We start from the raw sequence: 22926 nt of genomic DNA, 5'->3' as shown, positions 1-22926 counted from the left end.
AGATCGGCCGACATCCGCGAGAAGAGAGATCGATGAGTGCTCCACAGGTGGCCGTCCTGGCGTTCGAGGGGATCAGCCCGTTCCACCTCGCCGTGCCGTCCCTGGTGTGGGGACCCGAGGCTCCGACGGGTGACATGGAGCCGTGGCCGATCGCGGTCGTCGCCGTCGAGCCGGGCCGTCTCGCCACGAGCGGCGGTTACGCGATCGACGTGCCCGCGGGCCTCGACGCGCTCACGAAGGCCGACATCGTGGTCGTGCCGTGGTGGTCCGACCCGGAAGCCCCGACACCTTCGCCCGTCGCCGCCGCTTTGCGCGCCGCGCACGAACGCGGAGCACTCGTCGTCGGGCTCTGCTTGGGAGTCTTCGCGCTCGCCGACGCCGGTATCCTCGACGGGCGCGCCGCGACCACTCACTGGAAATGGGTCGAAACGTTCAGGAGGCGCTTCCCAGCGGTGGAGCTGCGCCCCGAAGAGCTGTACGTCGACGAAGGCGACGTCGTGACCGGCGCGGGTGCGACCGCCGGAATCGACACCTGTCTTCACCTGCTCGCCCGCACGGCCGGTCAGGTCGTCGCGAACGGCGTCGCCCGCCGGATCGTCGCCGCGCCGCATCGCCCCGGCGGCCAGGCCCAGTTCATCGAGCTTCCCGTGCCCGCGCCGGACAACGATCCGCTGACCCAGGTGATGAGCTGGGCGCAGTCACAGTTGGACGTACCGCACACCATCGACGGGCTCGCCGCCCGTGCGCATATGAGCCGGAGCACCTTCACCCGCTCGTTCCGTGCCCGCACCGGGACCACCGTCCACAACTGGCTTGTCGCGCAACGCCTCGCGCGGGCCAGGCACCTTCTCGAAACGACCGCGTTCGGCATCGACGCCATCGCCGCGCAGTCCGGTTTCGGCACGCCAGCCCGTCTTCGCGAGCACTTCGCCGCCGCGCTGGGCACCACGCCGACCCGCTACCGGGTCGAGTTCTCCGGCAGCGCGGCTGTCCGCTGAGAAATCCTTTTCCCGCGCACTGCCGGAAAGCGGAATCATTATTTCCACAAACCGGCGATGCCGTGCGAGCCCGGAAAGAGCCATGCCCTACACTTGCTTTTCGCATCGGCGAATAGCTCACCCCAGAGGGTGAGCTCAATCGAGTGCATTGCCTGGCGGAACTGGATCGAAGAACCCATTCCGGGGCAAGATGACCCCGGCACGAGAACCGTTCTGACGGAGGACCATGTGGAACTGTGCGGGACCCCCATCTTCGACTCCCTGGTCGAGGAAACGAGGAGGGCGGCCGCCGGTGATGGCGGGCTCCCCCGCGGCGGCGAGGATAATTCAGAATTGACCGAGAACAACACCGATGCCGGTCAGGAAAATCGATGACGACCGCGCACGTGCTTCCTTTCAGTCGATTTCCGATGAATTCACGTCGCCGGAAAAATCGGCCGAATTCCGCAGATCGTCGAGCAACTCCAGCCTGCCGGTGATGAGCCCGCTCAGAATCCCACGCGCGACGGCGAGCAGTTCGGTGATCGACGGGCTGGCGAGGGAGTACGACACGGCCGTGCCCTCCTTGTGCGGCACCACCAGATCGGCCCGCCGCAGCACCGCGAGCTGCTGGGACAGGTTGGCAGGCTCGATACCGAGGTCGGCGAGCAACTCCGAGACGTGATGGTCGCGCTCGCTGAGCAGTTCGAGTACCCGGATCCGGACGGGGTGGCCCAGCGTTTTGAAGAGTTCCGCCTTCGCCTGGTACAGGGGCCTGTTCATCGGCATCCCTCCCTCGCAGGTCCTGCCGTCCGGATGACCTCGATCGTGCCCGACCACACGGTCCACTGAACCGCACCCCGCGCGGAACCGCAGCGGCCACACCCGATCAGGGCACGGCCGCGTTTCTTCAGCGCGAAAATTGCACATTTATGCAAATTTGCACATCAGAGAAGGTGAGAACACCTGTGAGTCACGTCCCCGCCGCGGCCAGCCGGGCGCATCTGGTCCTCGCCGCGCACGCGGCGGAACTCGCCGACCTGGCCGCGAACGCCGCCCGGGCGGACTCCGCGTCGGACCACTCCGGTCTGATCGAGTTGACGCAGCAGATCGTCGAGGCCACGGTGGTCGCCGCGAGGATCGACGGAAAGACCTGGCAGGAGATCGCGTACGGGCTCGACGGGGAGACGCCGCAGTCCGTGCGAACCCGCTACGGGCCCGCGGTCGCGCGATTCCGGGCGGATCCCTTCCCCTCGCAGGACTCCCGCCGTGAAAGTGTGCCGGACAACACCGAGCGGACGTCCTTCCGCATCCGGCGGCTGTCTGTCCCGGAACCGCATCCCGACACCACCGCCGGGTCCTCGACCGGGCACCTCGCCCTGGTCACGATCCCGCCCGAGCAGGGCGACACCGGAACGGGGCCTGAACCGGCGGCCGCGGACGCCCGGCTGAAGATCGCGGAACGGCTGGTCGCCGCCTACGAGCGGATCGCGACCAACGACCGGCAGCCCCCGCAATGGATCCTCGACGGCCTCGCCCACGCCCGCCGCACGGCCGCGGAACTCCGCGTCCACGCGGGCACGCCGTCTGATTGACGTTCTCTCGGCAGGAAACTACGCGGTGGTCGCCAGACCGGCCTCGCGGTCGAAGTCGTGCTCGTCCTCGGTCTGCTTGCGCGACACCGTCTTCGCGACCAGGTCGAAGATCGGCGTGGCTTCCTGCGGGAAGGTCACGCTCTGCTGGTTCGCGCTCTCGGCGATCATGAACTACTGCTCCTCAAGGGTGATGACTACAGCGACCGTTCACTCTAACGGCCCCGCCGTGGTGACGGGCCGTATTCGGAGTTTTCGGCCGAAACTTCTCGCGCTCACAGGTATTGACTGAGGTCGTGGCCCTTCGGGTTCTTGACCCACTCGGTGCCGTCGGGTTTGGTGAACTTGCCGCTGATGGTGTCGAACTTGGTCCCCAGCGGGGGCAGATCCGGCAGCGGGACGTCCATCTTGCTGTCCATCAGCCGTTTGGCGATGTCCGGGGTGATCCCGGTGTACTGGGTGTTGATCTCGACGTGGTCGCGGATGCCGCGTTCGACGTCGTTGTCCGATTTGGGGAACTTCACCTCGTCGCTGGGCTTGACCCGGAAGTCGATGCCGATGTCGGAGGCGTCCCGGTTCGCCAGTGCGTTCTTGAGGTCGACGTAGGTCTGAAGGCTTGATTCGAGCTTCTTGTAGTTCATGTTCGCGGTGTGGGTCAGCGGGATCATGTTGTCCGAGTTGCCAGGCCCGCCCATGTCACCGTTCTCGAGGTGACCGCGGATCCACTTCTCGTCGGCGCTGAGGAACTGGCTCTCGCCCGGCTTGGGGTTCCTCTTCGGGGTGTTCTCCAGGGTCTCCACCAGCTTCTCGCTCAGGTTGTTCTCCCCGTGCACCTTCCCGTTCTGGTCCGTCTTGTTGCGGATGATCGAGTTCTTGTTCAGCGCGTCCACGTCGGTGACCTGCTTGGGGTCCGGCGTGTTGACGAAGTCCTTCCCGCGAGTGGAGTTCTTGTCGTAGGTGGCCCGGACCTCTTCGGTGGTGCCCGCCTGGTTCTTGCTGCGGCCGCCGCGATTGGCGTTGTCGTTCTCGGTTCGCGGACGTTTCGCGCTGCCACCGGTGTTGCCCGCGTTGTGCCCGGTCCCGCTGGTGTCCGGACCGTCGACGTGCTTGCGTTTCTTGTCGCACCACACCAGGCCGAGCGGATCCGAACCCGAGGTCGGGTCGTGCGGGTAACCGGCCGGATCGGGCCCGGCGGGGAGGCCGAGCGGATCCTGGCTGAGGTAGCGCGCGGTGGCCGGATCGAAGTAGCGGTGCAGGTTGTAGTGCAGCCCGCTTTCCGCGTCGAGGTACTGGCCGGGGAAGCGCAGCGGCGTGCCCGGGAACCCGGTCAACGGCAAGCCCCACAACGTCCAGCGGCCGCTCCAGCTCGGCGTGCCCAGCGGGTCGAGCAGGTCGGTCGGGGTCCCGATGGAGTCGTTCACGAAAGCGCGGAACCGGGCCGGCGCGTTGCCGTGTTCGGTCTGGGTGACGGGTTCCTCGGTGTCCGGCCGCCGTTCCCAGGTGGTGACCGTGACACCCGCGGGGCCGGTGTGCGCCTGCTCGATCAGCGAGTTGCCGTCCCAGACGAAGCGCGTCTGCTCGACGACCCGGCCGTCCGGGGCGAGCAGTTCCTTCGCCGTGCGGCGGCCGAGCGGGTCGTAGCGGTACCGCCAGCGGCGGCCGTCCGGCGTGGTGAGCCCGGTCAGCCGGTTGCGCGCGTCCCATTCGTACCGCCAGATCCGGTCACCTTCGCGCCGGGCGGTACGCCGTCCGCTCATGTCGTGCTCGTAGCGGACCACCCCGGCGCCGGTGATCGTGTTGCGGTCGTACGTGCGCGGCCCGGCTTCGGGATAAGCCATCGTCGTGGTGGCCCACTGCACGACCTTGCCCGCCCGGTCGTAGGCGATGTCCTCGCGCACGTTGTCGACCAGGTGGGTGGTGATCCGCCCGGCCGCGTCACGTCCGAAGGATTCGCCTCCCGCGGCGTCGCGGATCGCGGTGAGGTCGCCGTCGGCCGACCTGGCGAACTCGCGGTGCCGCAGCACGGTGCCTGTCGCGTCGGTGAGAGTCTGGCCGATGATCCGGTCGTCGGCGTCGAACTGCTGCCGCAGCCGGGCGCCCTCGTCGACGCGCCGCTCGATCGGACGGCCTTCGGCGTCGTAGGCGTAGTCGACGACGTGCTCGGCCGTCGACAGCGCGCTCGGCCGCTCCTCCTTGTCGAAGGACCACACACTCGTTGCACCGGAAGGGGTTCGCCGACTGATCGTCCCCTCCGCGGAGTCGTACGCGAAGACCACTTCCATCCCGTCGGTGACCGTGCGCACCGTCCGGCCGTTGTCGTCCCGTTCGAACTCCACCACGGACTCGCCGTCGTCCGCACGGACCAGCTCGCCGACCACGTCGTAGGCGTAGGTGGTCTCCGTGTCGTCGGTGCGGATCCGGACCAGGTTCCCGATCAGGTCGTAGTCGTATTCAGTGACTCGACCGGCGGGGTCGACGGACCGGATCAGCTGCCCTGCCGCGTCGTAGGCGTAGGTGTGCGCCCGGCCGTCGAAGTCGGTCTGCCGGACGAGACGGCCCGCGGGATCGTATTCATAGGTCCAGGTCAGCCCGTTCGGGTTGGTCACCACGACCGGCCGCAACTCGGTGTCGTAGGTGTACTGGGTGCGTCCACCCGCCGGATCGATCTCCGCGGTCAGCATGTCGAACGGGCCGTACTCGCGGCGAGTCGTGCGCCCCGCCGGGTCGACGTGTTCGATCTCGTTGCCTTCGCTGTCGTAGCGCCAGCTCTGCCGCTCGCTCAGCGAACCGACCCGCCAGGCCCGCAGCCCCTCCACGGTCCAGCCGATCCGGGCCCGTCCCCTGCCGTGCGGGACCGAACGCGGCCTGCCGAACAGGTCGTGGTCCTCGGTCCCGGAGTCGTCGGATTCCGGGCCGGAGTCGAGGTTGATCGAGCCGGAAACGCCGACCGGATCCTGCCGCGGATCCGGCCCCATGCCGTCCGGGTAGGCCCGGTAACGGGTGTGGTCGCCCTCGTCGGCCACCAGTCCGTCGACCGCGCCGTCCTCGGACCGGTTCACCAGCACCACACTGCCGTCGGGCCGGGTGACCTTTGAGATCTCGCCCTCGGCGTTGTAGCTGAACCGCGTGGTCCGGCCGAGTGGATCGGTCTTCGACCGCATCCGGTCGCGCTCGTCCCAGGTGAAGACGGTGGTCGCGCCGAGCGGATCCGTCTCGCGGACCACGTGATGCGCGGCGTCGAGCTCGAAGACCGTGACGTGGCCGAGGGAATCCGTGTAGCGCGTCCGTTTCGGCTCGTATTCGAAGGTGCAGTCGAGGAATCCGCGATCCCCGACCGTGCGCACACAGCGTCCGGCCGCGTCGTAGACGTAGCGGTACCAGATCCCGTTGCGGTCCTGCCATTCCGCCAGCCTGCCGTCGGGGTCGTAGTCGAACCGCAGGGCCCGGCCTGAGGAGTTGGTCACCTCGGTGAGGTTGCCCGCGTCGTCGTAGCCGTAGCGCATGACGACGACGTTCTGACCCTGCACCGGATCGGTCATCCGCAGGGCCTGGATCCGGCCACGCGCACGGTCGATCTCCAGTACCCGTCCGTCGGAATGCCGCCAGCGCACGCCCGCGCCGTCGGCGTCGTGGTCCACCTCGATCCGCGGCCCGTCCTCGCCGAGCTCGAACGCGGTCAGCGGCAGCACTCGTGACGGCGCACCCGGGACCGGCGCGAAGTACAGGGTGATCCCGGAATCCCAGGTCTCCAGCCGATAAGTGCCGGCCTCGTCCACGAGTAGCGCTCGCGAAGGCCCGGCCGGCGATTCCGTCGGCCGCCCCGGCTCCGGCAACGGGAACGTCGGCGCCGTGCCGTCGTCGGAAAAGAACCGGGCGTGTTCGGCGGTGAGTTCCAACCGCAGATCGGCGGTCGACGCCCAGGAGCGGCCGAAGCCGGTGCCCGCGCGGTAGCTCGACATATGGGTGCGGCGGATCCGGATCGGCAGCGGTCCGGCCAGCGACAGATCGTCCTGCACCATCACGACCTCGCCGGTGGCGATGTCGATCGGGTCGCCACAGAGGTTCATCTCATCGGGCGCGGACTGCTTGGGCGGAGGGTCCGTTCGGGCCGGGGGCGGACTTCCGTTACTTCCGCCGCCACGGCTGCCGCCTGCCCCCGATGGGGTGACGTTGTCCCCCGCCGGACCGGTGTTGCCGTTCCGGTCCCCGCCGCCCGAACCACCCCTGTCCCCGCCGGAGCCGCCCTTGTCGCCGGATGGGCCGGTGTGGTCGCCGGAGGGGCTGGTGCCGCCGTCCTCGTCGGGTTTGGGCTTCGGCTCGGGGGATTTGACGGTGATGTCCTTGGGCTTGCCGGACGGCGTGACCGTCCCGCCCTTGAGGTTCTTCAACGCCTTCCCGGCGTCGTCGAACAGATCGCCCGCCTTCTTCAACAGCGGGACCAGGCCCTTGAGCGCCTTCACCAGCTTCGTGGTGAGGCCGGCGATCTTCGACGCGGTCTTCGCCACCGCCGCCACCACCTGCGGCACCACCCACGTCAACCCGATGCCGAGCGTGAACACCACCTGCAGCGCCCAGGAGATCAGGTGTCCGATGAGTTCGGCGATGATGTCCCGGACCAGCGTCCGGACCGCGGCGACGACCTCCCCGGCCGTCTTCACCCCGCTGCCCGCGCCCTCGCTCCCCTTCTGCGCGCTCTCGATCAGCGTGGAGGTGTTCTTGGCCTGTTTTCGGTACGCGTCGGCCGCTTCCCCGGTCCAGGTACCGAGATCCTTGTCGACCAGATCCACCAGCTCGACCGAAACGGTCCCGAGTTCCTTGGCGATGTTCGTCCAGGTCTCCGCCTGCGCCGCGATCTCGTCCGCGTTGCCGGTGAGAGCGTTGAGAGCCTCCTTCAGCGGGCCCACATGCTCGATCAACCAGCCCACACCGGCGGCGAGAACCGCGCCGAACGGGTCCATCACGGCCGTCAGCGCGTCCAGCGCGGTGCCCACCGCGCCCATGGCGACCGAAGCCCAGTCCCCGCTCTCGATCGCCGACTTCAGGTCGAGCGCGCCTTCCAGCAACGGCACGCCCGACACCGCAGTCGTCGAGTCCTTGACCGGCGCGACCAACGGATTACTCATGACTTGATTCAAGCATGAGCCGAAACGACCGCCGTCGACACCGGTTCAGGCGTTGCCCGAGTACATGGTGCAGACGGCACCGATGTTCGTGCCCGTGACTCTGCCTGTTGTGCACATCGACTCTGCCCGAAAAGGCAAAGCGCGTGCCGAAGATCACTCGGCGTGCTCGGAGTCCTTTGTGGACAGAGGTGCGACGGACGTCTCGTGCTCGCGCCGGGTGAGTACCAAGGGTGCGTCTTCGGTGATGGCCACCGTGTGCTCGGAGTGGGCTGTGCGTGAACCGTCGGCCGAACGGATGGTCCAGCCGTCGTCGTCGAAGATGATTTTGTCCGTCGTCCGGGCGAACCACGGCTCGAGCGCGACGGTCAGTCCCGGCTGGAGCTTCAGGCCGCGGCCCGCTTTGCCCTTGTTGGGAATGTGGAGTTCCTCGTGCATGGTGCGGCCGATGCCGTGGCCGCCGAACTCGGTGTTCACCGGATAGCCGTAGTCGCGGGCGACCGCCCAGATGGCCGCGGAGATGTCACCCAGCCGATTGCCGGGACGCGCCATCTCGATCGCCGCCTCCAACGCCTCCTCGGTGGCGCGGATGATCCGCAGGTCCTCCTCGGCGGGCGTCCCGACGATGACCGTGCGCGCCGAGTCTGCCGCCCAGCCGTCGATCTTCACGGCGAGGTCCGCGGTGAGCACGTCTCCGTCGCGCAGCGTGTAGTCGTGGGGCAGGCCGTGCAGGACGGCGTCGTTGACCGCCAGGCAGATGACGTTGCGGAACGGGCCCTTGCCGAAGGACGGCGCGTAGTCCCAGTAGCACGACTCCGCCCCGCGTCGCTGGATCATGCCGCGCACGTGGTGTTCCAGGTCCATCAGGTTGACGCCGACGTCGGCGATGCTGCCGACCTCGGTGAGCACCTCGGCGACGAAACGCCCGGTCACGTGCATGCGGTCGATCTCGGCGGGCGTCTTCAGTTCGATCATGAGGTCCTCGCGTGGCGGTTGGTATTATTATACCGGCACCCTAACATCTGCCGGTATAATAATACCAACCAGGTGGGCTCGCGTCACGACAGTCCCCTAGCGGCGGTGATCTCCTCCGCCGTGTCGAGCTCGACAGCCGGATTGGCGTGCCAGCGGGTTCGTGCTGGGGCGGCGGTGCCCTTCATCAGGAACGCGTCCGCTTCGGCGATCGCCCCGTCCGACATCGTCACTCCATAGTGGACGAACGCACCGGTGCCGATCGTGCACCCCGCGCCGATGGTGATGTAGTCGGATTTGAACAGGCCGTCTTCGAGCGAATGTCCTTGGACGACGGTGTGCAGATTGAGCACGCAGTCGTCGCCGATGCTCACCAAGGACCGTTCGGGGATCGCGCATCCGTCGTCGAAGACACGGTGGCCGATCCGGACGCCGAGGCAGCGCAGAAGGAAGGGTTTGAACGGTGTCCCGTCGAACAACGCGAGGTAGCGGGCGGGGCTGAGCTTCCAGAACCGTTCGTGCCGCCAGAAGATCGGATCATAGATCGAGCAGAACCGCGGCCGCATCGCCCGGAAGCCCTGCACGGCAAGTTCCGCCAACATGAGGAACGAGACCGAGAACACCAGTGTCGCCACGATGCCGGCGCCGATGGCGAGTGGACCGAGCCGCTCGTGCAGGGCACCGGCGGCCGCGCCGATCAGCAGGACCCCGAGCAGGTGGAGCCAATGCACCAGCAGGTAGACGAAGATGGTGACGGTGTTGTGCCGGTTCTTCGCCCGGAGGCCGTCCTCGGTGCTGACATGGTCGAAACCGGTGTCACGGCGGACGGTCCGGGGGATCTCGAACGCGGGCGACCCGAGCAGGCCGACGTTCTCCCTGATCGGCCCGTCCAAAGGAACGAGCACCTTGGTGGCCAGCAGGCAGTTCCGGCCGATCCGCGCGTCCGGTGGATAAGCGATCTCGTTGCCCAGGAACGCCTGTGGTGCCACGGAAGTCCTGCGCAGCCGGAACGACGAGGCGGAGAAGTCCGCGTTGAGCAGCGAAAGGCCATCCGAGACCATCGTCCCGGTGCCGACCGTGCTGAGGAACGGCGTTTCGTGCTTGACCTCGACTCCGAAGTTGGATCCGGTCTGCTGGACCTTCGACAGGTCGTATCCCAGCGCGCGCAGGTAGTGCACGATGTAGCTGCTGTCGCCGAACAGGTAGGTGAACGCGCGGAGGTTGGTCAGCCGCGCGATCAGCCGCTGGATCGCGAAATGCCTCCCGTAGAGCGGGTAGACCCGGTCCGGCCGGAGGAACAGGCCGAGCAGACGCGGAATCGTGAGGACGACGGCCAGCCCGGCGCACAGTGCCCCGAAGTACACCAGCGCCGAGTCGGCGATCTGGCCGCGATAGAAGGCCCAACTCGTGAAGTCCACCGTCTTCGTGAACAGTCGCTCGGCGAGTACGTCCGCGCCGCCCAGTGTCATGGGAAGCGTCACCAGCAGCAGGAGCAGCAGGCTGGAGGCGCTGAAAACGAATGGTCTGAGCCTGCCCCGTGCCACGGTCGGCAACGCCCGGTAGTCCACGGTGGAGGGACGGGCGGGCGACCCGTGCCAGCTCTCGCCGTCGGGGACGGACTGTCCGGCGTTCAAGGACGACGAGTGGCCCAGTTGTGTGTTGTCGCCCAGCGTCGTGCCGATGTCGAGCACGGTCATCTCACCGACGAAGGCGTTGTCGCCGAGAGTGACCCGGCCGGTCTGGATCCTGCCCGCCCTGGCGCGGTAGCACGAGAAGTAGGCGTCCTTCCGGATGACAGCCCCGTCGCCGATGCTGAGCAGATCGGTGCAGACCGGCGGGTTCCGGGACAGGATCACGGCGCCCTTGCCGATGTCCGCGCCGAGCGCCCGCAGGTACCAGGAGTACAACGGAGTGCCGGTGAACAGCATCAGCGGGCTGAACCTGATCAGTGTCTTGACCGTCCAGAAGCGCAGATAGCCGGGACTCCACAGCGGGATCTCCCCCGGCTGCCACCGTCCGACGAGCGCCCACTTCGCCAGGATCGGCACCACGGAGAGGACGACGAACACGACGAGCCCGAGCCCGACGGCCCGCGCGTAGCCGTCGACGAGTCCGGTCGCGGCGGAGAGCCAAGTGAATCCCGTGTCCAGGATCCAGCCGGAACCGGCGGCGTAGGCGAGGAAGGCCAGAAGCTGGAACACTCCACAGAGGACATACGACGCCGTGGACGCCCGGCGTGGCTCCTCGGCGCGAACGGCCGTGACCTGGGCCGACGCGGGAACCGACTCCGCGAGACCGCGAACAGTGGGGTTGAGGTAGACGTCCTTCGCCGACAAGGGCGCGACGTCGCCGCGTTCCCGGACCAGGGCGCAGAACTTGGCCAGCAACAGGGAGTCGGCACCGTAGTCGTCGAAGAAATGTCCCGTCGCCGAGATCCGCTCGATCCCGAGGACCCGTCCAAAGGCCTCCGCCAGGTGGAGCTCGGTCTCGGTGGCCGGTGCCACGTAGCCGACGTCGCTCGCGGTTGTTCGCGGGTTGCTGGGTGCCGGGAGATTCTTGCGGTCGGCTTTGCCCGCCGGTGTCAGTGGGATGTGGTCGAGTCGTTCGAGATAGGCGGGCACCATGTAGCCCGGCAGCAGTTCCACCAGGCGACGGCGTAGCTCCCCGGGATCGATGTCCGCTTTGTCGTGCCGCAGGCTGTAATAGGCGACGAGTTCGGTCGTGCCGGCGTCCGGATGGTGGGTCTCGACCACCGCCTGGGCGATCCCGGGGATCTGGAGCAGGACCGATTCGATCTCGGTGAGCTCGACGCGGTAGCCGCGGATCTTCACCTGGGTATCCGCCCGACCGTGATATTCGATCTCCCCGTCCGGGGTGATCCGGCCGAGATCGCCGGTGCGGTAGATGCGGCGGGACGGGTTGTACCCGATGCCGAGGAAGTCCGGGATGAACGCCCGCTCGGTCAGGTCGGGACGGTTCAGGTATCCCCCGGCGAGGCCGATCCCGGCGATACCGATCTCCCCCAGTTCGCCCGCGGCCAGTGCCCTCGGCTCGTCCGGATCGAGGATGACGACCGAATACGTGGGCAGCGGCACCCCGATGGTCACCGGCCGGTCCGGTCGCAGCACCGACCACGTCGCGGTGACCGTGGCCTCTGTCGGGCCGTAGACGTTGAGGAAACGCCTGCCCGCCCGGTACCAGCGGCGCACGAGGTCTTCGGGGCACGCTTCACCGGACACCAGGAGAAACCGCAGCCGAGGCAGATCCTCATCAAGGCTGGCCAGCAGGGTCGGAACGCAGCACAACGCGGTGACCCGGTTTTCCCGCAGGAATTCGAGAAGGTCGTGGCCGACGAGGGCCGCGCCGCCGGGTTTCGGCACGAGCGTGGCGCCGCACAGCAACGGCACCCAGATCTCCTCGACCGAGAAGTCGAACGCGATCGTCATGCCCTGGTACATCCGGTCGGCGCCCCGGATGCCGTAGACGTCGGCCGCGACACTGACGAAGTTGCAGATCGAGGCGTGGTCGATCGTCACGCCTTTCGGCCGCCCGGTCGAACCGGACGTGTAGACGACGTAACAGAGCTCGTCCACCGGAGCGCCCTTCTCGTCCGCGCTGAGCCGCTCACCCGGAAGGGCGGCGATCCGGTCCGCGTCCTCGTCGAGGCAAACCAGTTCCACGCTGCCCGGATCGAACCTGTCGCGCAGACCGGAGATCGACACCACCAGCCGGACACCGGCGTCGCGGACGATGTACGCCAGTCGGTCGTCCGGGAAACCCGCGTCCAAGGGCACGTACGCCGCGTTGACCTTGAGCACGGCCAGCATCGCGACGTAGGGATGAACCGGCTCGTCGAAGAGCAGCCCGATCCGATCGCCGGGCCGCACTCCGCGCGCTCGCAGGTGGCGGGCGAGACGATTGGCCCGCTCGTCCAGTCCGGCGAAGGTGAGCTTCGTGCCCCCGGCGTCCACCGCGAGGCGATCTCCGAGGCCCTCTGCGCGCAGCCGGTCGCAAAGCCGCTCGTACAACTGCTCGAGCCGATCGCCGGCCTGCCATCGAATCCGCTGTTCGTGGCCGTCGCAGGTCAGGACCAGGCCATCGGCGGTGAACAGGCCCGACGGCTGTCCGTACGGGCTCATGTCCTGTCCTCCGCCAAGCCGAACGAGTCGTGCAGGGCGCGGACGGTCGTGTCGACGGCGTCGGCGGGGATCACGGCGGTGAGCCGCGACTGCGACGTCGTCAACGACGGCACCGTGACCCGGTGGTCGGCGAGGACCCGCAGCAGTTCGGGCAGGAACCCGGGCGGGTCCAGCAGCGCGGTGCCGACCACGGAGACCGAGCCGAGCTCGTCGAAAACCGAGGCGCGGGCGTCCAGCTCCATCGCGAGTTCGGCGATCGGCAGGCGGGGCTCGGAACCTCGGACGGTGAACCGGAGCTCGCCGGGATCGGGCCAGCTCAGGTTGTCCGGTCTCACCCCGCATCTCGCGAGCATCGTGAGCACGCGGGCGTACTGATCCGGGCCGTCGGCGGAAACCTCGACTCTGACCAGCCGCACATCGCGTTCGTGTGCGATGCCGATGACCCGGGGAGTGCCTTCCAGCGACGATTCCTCCGCCGTGACGACGGTGGAAGGGCCGGGATCCGAGGAGTGCGTCACCCGCACCGCCACCCCGTGGCGGCGCGCGAGCTCGACGGATCTGGGATGCAGCACGCGAGCCCCGAGCCCGGCGAGCTCGGCCATGGTGTCGTAGGAGATCGCTTGGACGGGACGCGTGTCCGAGACGATCCTGGGGTCGGCCGTGCGAACGCCGTGGACGTCGGTGCGGATCTCGCATTCGGCACCGCCGAGCGCGGCCGCGAGCGCCACCGCGGTGGTGTCGGAACCGCCCCTGCCCAGGGTCAGCAGCTCACCGTCGGCGTTCCGCCCCTGGAAACCGGCGACCACGACGACCTGCGCTTCACGCAGCCGTGTGAGGATCTTGCCTGGGTCGACCCGCACGATGGTCCCGGCCCCGGGTTCGCCGGTCACCTCGATCCCCGCCTGGTCACCGGACAATGACACGGCCCGCACCCCGCGCTCGGTCAGCGCCATGGCGAGCACCGACGCGGAGACCTGTTCGCCCGTCGCCATCAGCTGGTCGAGTTCCCGAGGATGCGGTGTCTCGGCGAACTCCCCGGCCAGGTCGATCAGCCTGTCGGTGGTGTCCCCCATGGCCGATACGACCAGGACCAACCGGTTCCCCGCTTCGGCGATCGCGGCCACTTCGGCGGCCACGTCGCTCACCATTACCGGCGTGGCCAGCGAGGAGCCACCGTATTTTCGTATGACCGGCCCTTCGCTCCGCGTCTTCCGTAAAGGCAGGTCCAAGCTGAGCTCGAGGTCCGGAGAAGAATTCACCAGTTTCCTTAGTGGATCGCCGCGGCGGCCGGGTTCGAATTCGGACAATCAGCCCGCAACGAATATTCTTCACTCAGAGCTGCCAGAGAAGACTTCCGTGGCTCAGTCCTGCGCGGTCGGGCTGACAGGAATGGAAAGTAGTGCGAGAAACTTTGAAGGGGTACCTCCGTAAGTACGAAAAACCGGTCGTCCATTCTTGCAGGTCATAACCCGACGACATCGCGTAATGTTATAGCTGCGAACAGCCGAGTTCGATGGAATCGGGCCGAAAGAATGACGCATTCCCAGTGCCTTCGAAATCCGAAAGAGCGACCGTGACAAGGAACGAATTTTCCTGCTCTCCGGAAGTCGCGGGATCCTTTTACGTGTTCACGGCCGTCGAGGGAATTCCCAACCGTCCATCGTGGACTTCGACGATCCGGTCCACCGCGGCGAGGTGGACCCGGTCGTGGGTGACCAGGACGGTGGCGGTGGCCCGCTCGTGGGTGAGGCGGGTGATCAGCTCGACGACCGCGGCGCCACGGTCGTGATCGAGGGCACTCGTCGGTTCGTCGACCAGCAGCACGGTGGGTTCGTTCATCAGCGCACGCGCGATGTTCACCCGCTGTCGTTGACCGCCGGAGAGCTGATGCGGGCGCCGTCCGGCCTGCGGGGCGAGCCCGACGGCGTCGAGCAGATCCATGGCCACACCCCGTGCCGCCGCCGGGGAGCGGCCGTCGATCCGGGCCATGACCTGAATTTGTTCGGCCGCCGTGAGGGACGGCAGCAGATTCGGTTGCTGGAAGACGATCCCGATCTTGCGGCGGCGGAGTTCGGTGAGTTCGGCGCGGGACAGGCCCGTGGTCACGGTGTCGTCGATCGTGACGGTCCCGCTATCCGGGCTGATCAGGGTGGCGGCGACGGCGAGCAGGCTGGACTTGCCGGAACCGGAGGGCCCGGCGACAGCGGTGAGCGCGCCGGAGGGGACGTCCAGCGTGACGTTGTCGAGGGCGGTGAGGCGGGAGTCGCCGTCGGGATAGGTGAGGGTGACGCCGGTCAGGTTCAAGCTCATCGGGCACTCCCGAGTGCGGTCAGCGGGTCGACGGAGGTGATACGGCGGACGGAAAGCGCGGCCCCCAGCGCACCGAGCAGGATCATCACGGCGGCCGGGACGAGAACGGTGGCGGGTGTCAGCAGGAACGGCACGGCGGAGCCGCCGACGACCGCCCCCAAGCCGACGGCCAGCCCGGTTCCGACGGCGGTGCCGCCGGCGAGAAGTACGACAGCCTGGCCGAGCGCGTCCTTCAGTAGGAAGGCCGTACTCGCCCCCAGCGCCTTGAGAACGGCGATGTCGCCGCTGCGCTGGATGGTCCAGACGGTGAAGAAGGCGCCGATCACGAGGGCGGAGATGGCGAACAGGAAGCCGCGCATCAGTTGCAGCGAACCGTTCTCGGAGGTGTAGGAGCCGATCGCGGACAACGAGTCGCTCTTCGAAACCGTCTGGGTGCCGGCGGCGCGGTCGGTGGCCGCGAGATCGGCATCGGTGGTGGTGTTCAGCGCGAGCACCGTCGCACTCGGCTCACCGCCCGAAGGCGGCGCCGTCTTCGCCCAGACGTCGAGGGCCGCCCACACCACCGGGGTGTGGCTGAACCAGGCGTCCCCGGTCACGGCGCCGACCGTCAGCGGACGTCCGGCCACGGTGATGGTGTCCCCGCTTCGGACGCCCAAGTCATCGGCGGCGGACGTCGACAGCACCACCGAATCGGCGACGATCTTCCCGCTGTCGGGGGCGAGCGCCGAACCGGTCCGGACGCCGAACACGGAGATCCCGGCGCTGCGGCTCCCCGCGGTGGCCTTGGTGGTGGCGATGCCCAGCGGTTCGACGCCGATGACGCCCGGGGTCTCGGCCCACCGCTGTCGTTGTGTCTCGCTGATGGCGGAGTTGGCGTAGGAAAGGCTCTGCCCGTCACCGGGAGCGGCGAAGACGATCTTGTCCGCGGGCAAGCCCGTGATCGCGGAGATGTTCTGCTCGCCCAATCCCGCGGTGAGCCCGGACAACAGGCCGACCAGCAGGGTGATCAGCACGACGACGGCGCCCATCAGGGCGAACCGCCCCTTGGCGAATCTCAGGTCTCTCCAGGCGACGAACACGGTTCCGGTCTGTCCTCTCCGGCGGGTGGGCTGGGTACCTCTCCACGATCGCCGCCGGGACCGGCGAGGACATCTGGCCGGAGATGGCACTTCGTCCGTCGGAAGACGGCACGCCGCCTCTACCTTTGGATAGAGGCGCTCGCCGAGCCTGCTCCGTAATCTGGACGCATTGTGATCACCACGCCTGCTTTGACCCCGACCAGCCGGGTGCTGACCTGGTGTCTGCACCTGCTGTTCGTCGCGCTGCTCGCGCTGGCGGCCGCGCGGGCGGTGGCCGGCGGCTCGGCCCACGCGGTGGCCGTCGTCGCGACGGCGCTGGTGTGCGGTGTGGTGTACGCGGCCGGGCCGCTCCTGCCCCTCGTCAGGACGTCACGGCAGGTTGCCCTGTGGTGGCTGATCGCCGTGGGCGTCGTGTGGCTGGTCCTGTTGGCGCTGACCGCCGACGGTGTCTGGCTCGCCTTCCCGCTGTACTTCCTGCAGTTGCATCTGCTTCCGCGCCGTCAAGGTCTGGTCGCGGTGATCGCGACCGCGTTGGCCGCTATCGCCGCGTTCGCCGCCCACCAGGGTTCCTTCGCACCGGCGGCGGCGATCGGGCCGGCACTCGGCGCCGCCGTCGCGGTCGCCGTCGTGTGGGGGTACCAGGCGCTGTACCGCGAAAGTGAACATCGCCGCGACCTGATCGAGGAGCTCACCGCCACCCGCGCCGACCTCGCCGAGGCGCAGCACGCGGCGGGAGTGCTCGCCGAGCGGGAGCGGCTGGCCCACGAGATCCACGACACCCTCGCCCAAGGGCTGTCGAGCATCCAACTCCTGTTGCGGGCCGCCGAAAGAACGCTTCCCGACACTGCCGGGAACGCCGCCCGCTATGTCGAGCAGGCACGTCAAGCGGCCGCGGACAACCTCGCCGAAGCCCGCCGCTTCGTCGTCGCCCTGTCCCCTCCCGCGCTCGACGACACCACACTGGCCGACGCGCTGGAACGACTCTGCGCCACCACGAGCGCCCGGCACCGGCTCATCGCACGCTTCCGCCTCGCCGGGGCTCCCGTTCCGCTGCCGACCGCGCACGAGGTCGCGTTGCTGCGCATCGGCCAGGCGGCCCTCTCGAACACCGTCCAGCACGCCAATGCGTCCACCGCCGAGATCACCTTGAGCTACCTCGGGGAACACGCCACCCTCGAGGTCGTCGACAACGGCATCGGCTTCCACCCGGAGCACAGCGGCTTCGGACTCAGCGCGATGCGCACGCGGACCGAAGCACTGGACGGAACGCTCACCGTCGAGTCCTCCCCCGGCCACGGCACGACCTTGTCCGTGCGGCTGCCCGTCGAATCCGAGGAACGCCCGTGACCGCGCCCCCGATCCGGCTCCTCCTGGCCGACGACCACCCCATCGTCCGGGCAGGATTGCGCGCCTTGCTGGAAACCGAACCCGGTCTCGTCGTCACGGCCGAAGCCGCGACCGCGGAGGAAGCGGTGGCCCGCGCCGCCGAGGGCGACATCGACGTCGTGCTGATGGACCTGCGCTTCGGCCCCGGCATGACCGGGGCCGAAGCCACCGCGGTGATCACCGCGCGACCGGACGCACCTCGCGTCCTGATCGTCACCACCTTCGACACCGACGCCGACACGCTGCCGGCGATCGAAGCAGGTGCCACCGGTTATCTCCTCAAGGACGCCCCTCCCGAAAGCCTCGCGGCCGCCGTGCGCACCGCCGCCGCCGGACGCACCACACTCGCCCCGACCGTGGCCGACCGGCTGATGAACCGGATGCGGACGCCCTCGGCCGCGCTGACGCTGCGCGAGATCGAAGTACTGGTCCTGGTCGCCGACGGCCTGTCCAACCGGGCCATCGCCGAGCGGCTCCACCTGACCGAGGGCACCGTGAAATCCCACCTGGCCCGCAGCTACACCAAACTCGGCGTGGACTCGCGCACCGCCGCCGTCGCCACCGCGACCGATCTCGGCCTCATCCGCCGGTGACCGTCTCGTGAGTGGGTTGAGTGTGGCAGTACCGAGCCGGCGGGGTGGGCCGGAGTTGACGGCAGGAGCGGGACTGTCCATAAGGGACAGTGACCAAAACGGCTATGCCCGATTTGGGCAACTGCACGACTTCGCAAGGGTCGTGAGTGGTGAGGGGAAGGCAAACGTGTCGTGGCTTGGGGCCAGTGTCGCTCCTGCGTGGGCGTTCTCCTGGTAGTGAGGGCCTCCTTGCCTACTCTGAGGGTAGTGAAGGAGGCTTTCGCTACCGTCAGATGTGGTCCCTGGTGACAATGGGGCGGCTGTGACCTCGGTGGCCGGTCGTGAAGGAAGGCGTGACTCGCGTGTCTGGATGCCGCACTCGCGAGTGCGGAGTCTGAACACGCGAGTTACGTCTCTAAACACGCGAGATCCGGGTCTGAGCACACGAGTGCGGTATTGCGTCACCCAGCCCACCATCTCACCCCAGACACGACACGTTTGCCCTACCCCTCACTAGAACCCCACTTACCACTCACGACCCCAAGCCAGCCGTGAAGGACTCCTTGAGGGACCCAGAGTCCCTCAAGGAGTCCTTCACGGCACAGGCAGGAGGTCAGTGTCCGAGGACGCCGCTCACCTCGTTCGGCGTTCCCGGAATCGTGCCGGTCGCGGTCTTCGTGCCCGAGGCGAGGTCGACCGAGTGGATCTCCTTCTTGCCGGGATCGGTGACGTAGGCGGTTCCGCCCCGGACGAAGATCGCCGGACGCGGCTGCTGCCACTCGATCGGTTCCTGCCAGGTTCCGAGGACGGCGATCTTCCGCGTCACGGCACCGCTCACCGGGTCGATCACGTGGATCTGCCCGTCGGTGCCCAGCACCACCACCGCGCCCTGCGGGCCGCGGGCCAGCGACCGGAAGGTGTAGCTGGTCCCGATGTCGACGTGTTTGAGCGTCGCCTTCTCGGTGTCGATCAGGGAAATCCTGGTCGGGCGTTCGAGCTCGGCCGCTTCGTCGACCTTGTAGTCGCCCAAGGTGATCGGGGAGACGTCCGAGCCCGCCTGGTTCCCGATGCGTCCGTAGGGGTCCGGGCTGGTCACCTTGGTGATGGCACCGTTGCGGTAGATCAGCACACCGGTCTGGCATCCGACCACGACCGCTTCGCCACGCGCGGCGGCTTCACCGTGCACGCCGGGGCACTGCTCGTTGCGCGCGATCTCCTTCTTGTCCTTGTCCAGCACCACGATTCCGGACCGCTTGTCCTTGTTCCCGACGGTGGTGACCAGCTCGCCGTTCGCGAGTTCGACGGCCACGCCGTGATGCGCTTCCGGCGTCTTGTGCTTCGGCGCGGGCAAGGCCGCGGCGCCGATCGTCTTCGGGTCGAAGACCGTCACCTCGCCGGTCCCGTCGGCGAACAGCACCGTCTTGCCCGCGTGCCGGACGACGTGTCCCGGCTTGGCCGCCTTCACCTCGTTGTCCGTCAGCACGGCACCGACTGCGTCCAGGACCCGGAACCCGGTGGAGGTCGAGACCAGCAGGTGCCGGTCGTTCCCGGCGGGGTTGAGCCGGTTGAAGCCCTCCAGCGGAAGCTTCTTGGCCTCCTTCAAGGTCTTCCCGTCGAGCAGGACGATGCCACCGTCATAGGTGACAGCCACGGGATCGGCGACCACCGGTGCCGGAGCCGCGCTCTTTCCGGCCTCCGCCGCCGGCTGTTCGGTCCCGCAGGCGGCGAGCGCGAGGGTGCTCGCCGTCGTCGCCATCAGCGCGAGATATCGGGTTTTCCTTGCCATTTCACTGTGCCTTTCGTCTGTTCCGATCAGGAACGGGTCAAACCGGTGGTGATCGATTCGGTGTTGGCGCGCATCATTTCCAGATAGGTGGCCGCGCCCTGGCCTGGTTCACTGAGCGATTCGGAGAACAACGGGGCCACCTGGACGTGCAGCCCGGCTTGCTCGGCCAGCACCCGCGCGAGCCGGTCCGGTTGCGAGGAATCGGCGAAGATCACCGGAACCCCCGCCGCGCGGACGGTGTCGGCGAGTGCTTTCAGATCCGAGGAACTGGGGGAAGCGAGCGTGGTCCCGCCGGGGATCACCGCGCCGACGACGTCGAAGCCGAACCGCTGGGCCAAGTACCCGAACACGTGGTGATTCGTGACCAGCTTCCGGCGTTCGCGCGGAATCCCACCGAACTTCCCGGCCATCATCGCGTCGAGCGCCTCGATCTCGCCGCGATAGCGTTCGGCGTTGGCGCGGATCACCGCTTCGTCGACGCCGTCGACATGGGCGACGACCTCGTCGGCGATCGTCTTCACCGTGTCGCGCACCCGTGCCGGATCCGTCCAGAAATGGGGGTCCGGCTTGTTGTCGGCGTAGCTGATCGGGTTCGCCCGCTCCCCGGCCGGCAGCGACGGCACACCGTTTTCCTCAGCGGTGCGGACGGTGCGCAGCATGCCCTCTTCGAGCCCGAGTCCGTTGTAGACGATCAGACCGGCACGCTCGACCTGGGCCGCCTGCTGTGCGGAGATGCCGAAGGAATGCGGATCGGCGTTCGGCTTCATCAACACGGTCACTTCGGCCTGATCGCCGACGATGGCGCGGGTGATGTCGCCGAGAATGTTCGTCGTGACGACGACCGACTTGCCGCCTCCGCCGCCGGCGGAGCATCCGGCCGCCGCCAGCAGGGCCACCGCGAACAGGGCGAGCGCCCGCCGCCTCATCGGCCGGTCTCCACGATGTGACCCGCCTTGCCGCCGACCTTCAGGGTCCTGGCACGACGGAGGTTGTCGTTGTAGTCGATCTCGTACACCTCGGCCGAAAGCGGGTTGTTGACATAGGCGCGGGTCGTATCGACCTGGATCGTAGGGACGCCGGCCGCGGTCGCTTCCGGGGCCAGGAGCGGGATCGACGCCTGCTCCTTTCCGGTGCCGTCGAAGGAGTTCAGCTTTCCGTCGCGAGACAGCACCAGCAGCGGGCCGCCCTCCCCGACGGCGTTCACCGCGGCGACCGGTCCCGTCTCGACGTACTGCCAGCTGCGGCGGCCGACGTCCAGCGACCAGACGGCGGACTCCCCCGCCCGCGCCGCGAGCGTGGAGCCACCTGGCCGGTGGAAGAAGGCGGTGGCGCGTTCCTGCGCCGTGACACTGCGCGGGTACGGGATCTTCACCCCGGCGAACGCACCGTCCTTTTCGGTCACGAGCAAAGCGCCGTCCGCGCAACCGAAGACGACACCGCGCCGGGTCACCGCCTGCCCTTGCAGGTCAGGGCACGGCTGATCGATCTCCGCCACGGCCTTGCCCTGACGGTCATGGACGCGCACTCCGCGACCGAGCGGCTTTCCGGCGTCGGCCACCGTGGCGACGATGTGCTCGCCATAAGGGATCGCGGTCGCGGCGTGCGGTTCGCGCGTGATCTTCCCCAGCTCGGTCACGGACCCCTTGTCGAGCGCGGCCCGGTCGAGCAACGTCGTCGTACCGTCCGAATAGGACAGTGCGGAAACGGCGGGATCGCTGTACGCCGCCAAAAGCTGTTTGCCCGGTGCCACGCCGACGTCCCGGACCTTCGCCCGGTAGTAGTGGACGTGGTCACCGTGGTCGACCATCCAGGAACCGCTGTCGATCACCCGGATCGTGCCGTCGCGAGCGGTCAGGTAGCCGAAGCGGCCATCAGTGGTCACGGCCTGCACACCGTCGGCTCGTCCGACTTCGTGGATTTCCTCGGTGATGAGGTCCACGACGCGGACCGCGCCGGTGTCCGGGTCGGCGACGATCAGCCGTGACTGCGCCTCGGCCGCTTCTTCGGCGCCTTCGACGTAGCCGTGCGGGACTTCCGCGGTCACCTCCTTCGGCTGCTCCGCGCCGCACGCCGCCAGGGTCAGCGCCGCGACGGCCGCCGTCACTGCTTTCAGTTTCATCGTGAGCACTCGATCTCCGGTGTCAGGGAACGGAATCGCTGTCGTACGAAGGACAGGAACGCGGAAAGGAAGAACAGGAGGACCGCGCCGGCGGCGATGGTCGCGCCCGCCGCGGTGCCCCAATGCCAGGACACGAGCAGGCCGCCGATCGTGGCGGCGACGCCGAGCAACGCCGCGATGAGCATGATCGTGGTGATCCGCCGCGACCAGAAGAGCGCCGCCGCGGCCGGTGCGATGAGCAGGCCGAACACCAGCAGCGTCCCCACCACGCGGAATGACGCGACGATCGTCAACGTGACCAGCCCGAGCAGCACCGCGTTGGCCAGACGTGGCCGAAGCCCCAGCGTGTGCGCTTTGCGGACATCGAAGGTGAGCGCCGTGAACGAGCGGTGTCCCGCCAGTGCCACCACCCCCACGACGAGCAGGGTGATCGCGAGGCCAACCAGGTCGCCGGATCCGACGGCGAGCACGTCGCCGAACAGGAATCCGGTGAGATCCACCGCGAACGACCGCGAGTGCGACACGATGATCACGCCGCTCGCGAGCATGCCGACGAAGAGCAGCCCGATCGTGGTGTCCTCGGACAGCCGCCGCGAACGCCCGAGCGCCGTGACGCCGAGCGCCATCACCCCGGCGCTGATCGCGGCGCCGATCAGCAGGTTCACGCCGGTCAGCGAGGCGATCGCCACGCCGGGCAACATGCCGTGCGACATCGCGTCACCGATGAAGGCCATGCCGCGCAACACCACCCAGGTGCCCACGACGGCGCACACCGCCGAAACGAGCACTCCCGCCACCAGCGCACGCTGCACGAACGACACCTCGAAGGGGATCAACAACCACTCCACGCGTCACACTATAGTGGTAATGATTG

At 68.1% G+C, this 22926-nt stretch carries 16 protein-coding genes; 4 read left to right on the top strand and 12 right to left on the bottom strand.

What is annotated here, in order from left to right:
* Nucleotides 1-32: 32 nt before the first annotated feature.
* The gene (locus DMH03_RS32100) at nt 33-998 is read left to right on the top strand and encodes a helix-turn-helix domain-containing protein (RefSeq protein ID WP_125795731.1); all 966 of its coding nucleotides are present in this window, start codon (nt 33-35) and stop codon (nt 996-998) included.
* Between the two features lie 396 nt (nt 999-1394).
* Here the strand turns inward: DMH03_RS32100 and DMH03_RS32095 are convergent, their stop codons facing one another.
* Nucleotides 1395-1760: a helix-turn-helix transcriptional regulator gene (locus tag DMH03_RS32095; protein WP_125795730.1), complete on the bottom strand. Its 366-nt coding sequence runs from the start codon at nt 1758-1760 to the stop codon at nt 1395-1397.
* A 185-nt stretch (nt 1761-1945) separates the two neighbouring features.
* Between DMH03_RS32095 and DMH03_RS32090 the strand changes: the two genes are divergently transcribed.
* A complete protein-coding gene (locus DMH03_RS32090; protein ID WP_233611752.1) occupies nt 1946-2572 on the top strand; it encodes a hypothetical protein in 627 nt (208 codons plus the stop codon).
* An 18-nt stretch (nt 2573-2590) separates the two neighbouring features.
* Here the strand turns inward: DMH03_RS32090 and DMH03_RS42445 are convergent, their stop codons facing one another.
* The 7 genes from DMH03_RS42445 to DMH03_RS32060 all read right to left on the bottom strand — a co-directional run bounded on the left by DMH03_RS42445 (nt 2591) and on the right by DMH03_RS32060 (nt 16189).
* Nucleotides 2591-2740 (bottom strand): hypothetical protein, encoded by a 150-nt coding sequence (locus tag DMH03_RS42445; RefSeq protein ID WP_199749098.1) that lies wholly within the window; start codon nt 2738-2740, stop codon nt 2591-2593.
* 104 nt (nt 2741-2844) lie between these two features.
* Nucleotides 2845-7692 carry a DUF6531 domain-containing protein gene (locus DMH03_RS32085; protein WP_125795729.1) on the bottom strand — a complete coding sequence of 1616 codons (4848 nt, stop codon included), beginning with the start codon at nt 7690-7692 and terminating at the stop codon, nt 2845-2847.
* 153 nt (nt 7693-7845) lie between these two features.
* A complete protein-coding gene (gene map / locus DMH03_RS32080) occupies nt 7846-8664 on the bottom strand; it encodes a type I methionyl aminopeptidase (RefSeq protein WP_125795728.1) in 819 nt (272 codons plus the stop codon).
* 83 nt (nt 8665-8747) lie between these two features.
* The gene (locus tag DMH03_RS32075; protein WP_125795727.1) at nt 8748-12800 is read right to left on the bottom strand and encodes a Pls/PosA family non-ribosomal peptide synthetase; all 4053 of its coding nucleotides are present in this window, start codon (nt 12798-12800) and stop codon (nt 8748-8750) included.
* Nucleotides 12797-14059 carry an aspartate kinase gene (locus DMH03_RS32070; RefSeq protein WP_255431264.1) on the bottom strand — a complete coding sequence of 421 codons (1263 nt, stop codon included), beginning with the start codon at nt 14057-14059 and terminating at the stop codon, nt 12797-12799. The genes DMH03_RS32075 and DMH03_RS32070 overlap by 4 nt, the downstream gene beginning before the upstream one ends.
* Nucleotides 14060-14420: 361 nt before the next feature.
* Nucleotides 14421-15110, bottom strand: a complete 690-nt coding sequence (locus tag DMH03_RS32065; protein ID WP_125795726.1) for an ABC transporter ATP-binding protein — start codon at nt 15108-15110, stop codon at nt 14421-14423.
* Entirely contained in the window at nt 15107-16189 is a 1083-nt protein-coding gene (locus DMH03_RS32060; RefSeq protein ID WP_125795725.1) for an ABC transporter permease, read from the bottom strand. Before DMH03_RS32060 ends, DMH03_RS32065 begins: the two co-directional genes overlap by 4 nt.
* A 171-nt stretch (nt 16190-16360) precedes the next feature.
* Here DMH03_RS32060 and DMH03_RS32055 point away from each other — a divergent pair, with 171 nt between their 5' ends.
* Entirely contained in the window at nt 16361-17536 is a 1176-nt protein-coding gene (locus DMH03_RS32055) for a sensor histidine kinase (protein ID WP_125795724.1), read from the top strand.
* Nucleotides 17533-18168: a response regulator transcription factor gene (locus tag DMH03_RS32050; RefSeq protein WP_125795723.1), complete on the top strand. Its 636-nt coding sequence runs from the start codon at nt 17533-17535 to the stop codon at nt 18166-18168. Before DMH03_RS32055 ends, DMH03_RS32050 begins: the two co-directional genes overlap by 4 nt.
* A gap of 592 nt (nt 18169-18760) precedes the next feature.
* On the opposite strand, the gene aztD is transcribed toward DMH03_RS32050, so the two are convergent.
* From aztD to aztB, 4 genes are read right to left on the bottom strand one after another with little or no spacing between them, the layout of a single operon-like run.
* Entirely contained in the window at nt 18761-19933 is a 1173-nt protein-coding gene (aztD, locus tag DMH03_RS32045) for a zinc metallochaperone AztD (protein WP_125795722.1), read from the bottom strand.
* Nucleotides 19934-19959: 26 nt separating this feature from the next.
* Nucleotides 19960-20859, bottom strand: coding sequence for a zinc ABC transporter substrate-binding protein AztC (aztC, locus tag DMH03_RS32040; protein WP_125795721.1), 900 nt, complete (start codon nt 20857-20859; stop codon nt 19960-19962).
* Nucleotides 20856-22052 carry a hypothetical protein gene (locus DMH03_RS32035; RefSeq protein WP_125795720.1) on the bottom strand — a complete coding sequence of 399 codons (1197 nt, stop codon included), beginning with the start codon at nt 22050-22052 and terminating at the stop codon, nt 20856-20858. The genes aztC and DMH03_RS32035 overlap by 4 nt, the downstream gene beginning before the upstream one ends.
* Nucleotides 22049-22900 carry a zinc ABC transporter permease AztB gene (aztB, locus tag DMH03_RS32030; protein ID WP_125795719.1) on the bottom strand — a complete coding sequence of 284 codons (852 nt, stop codon included), beginning with the start codon at nt 22898-22900 and terminating at the stop codon, nt 22049-22051. Before aztB ends, DMH03_RS32035 begins: the two co-directional genes overlap by 4 nt.
* Nucleotides 22901-22926: the final 26 nt, after the last annotated feature.

The organism is Amycolatopsis sp. WAC 01376, assembly GCF_003947415.1.
Lineage (GTDB): Bacteria > Actinomycetota > Actinomycetes > Mycobacteriales > Pseudonocardiaceae > Amycolatopsis.
The sequence above is the reverse complement of the archived record's forward strand: the minus strand, read 5'-3'. Positions and strand labels throughout refer to the sequence as shown.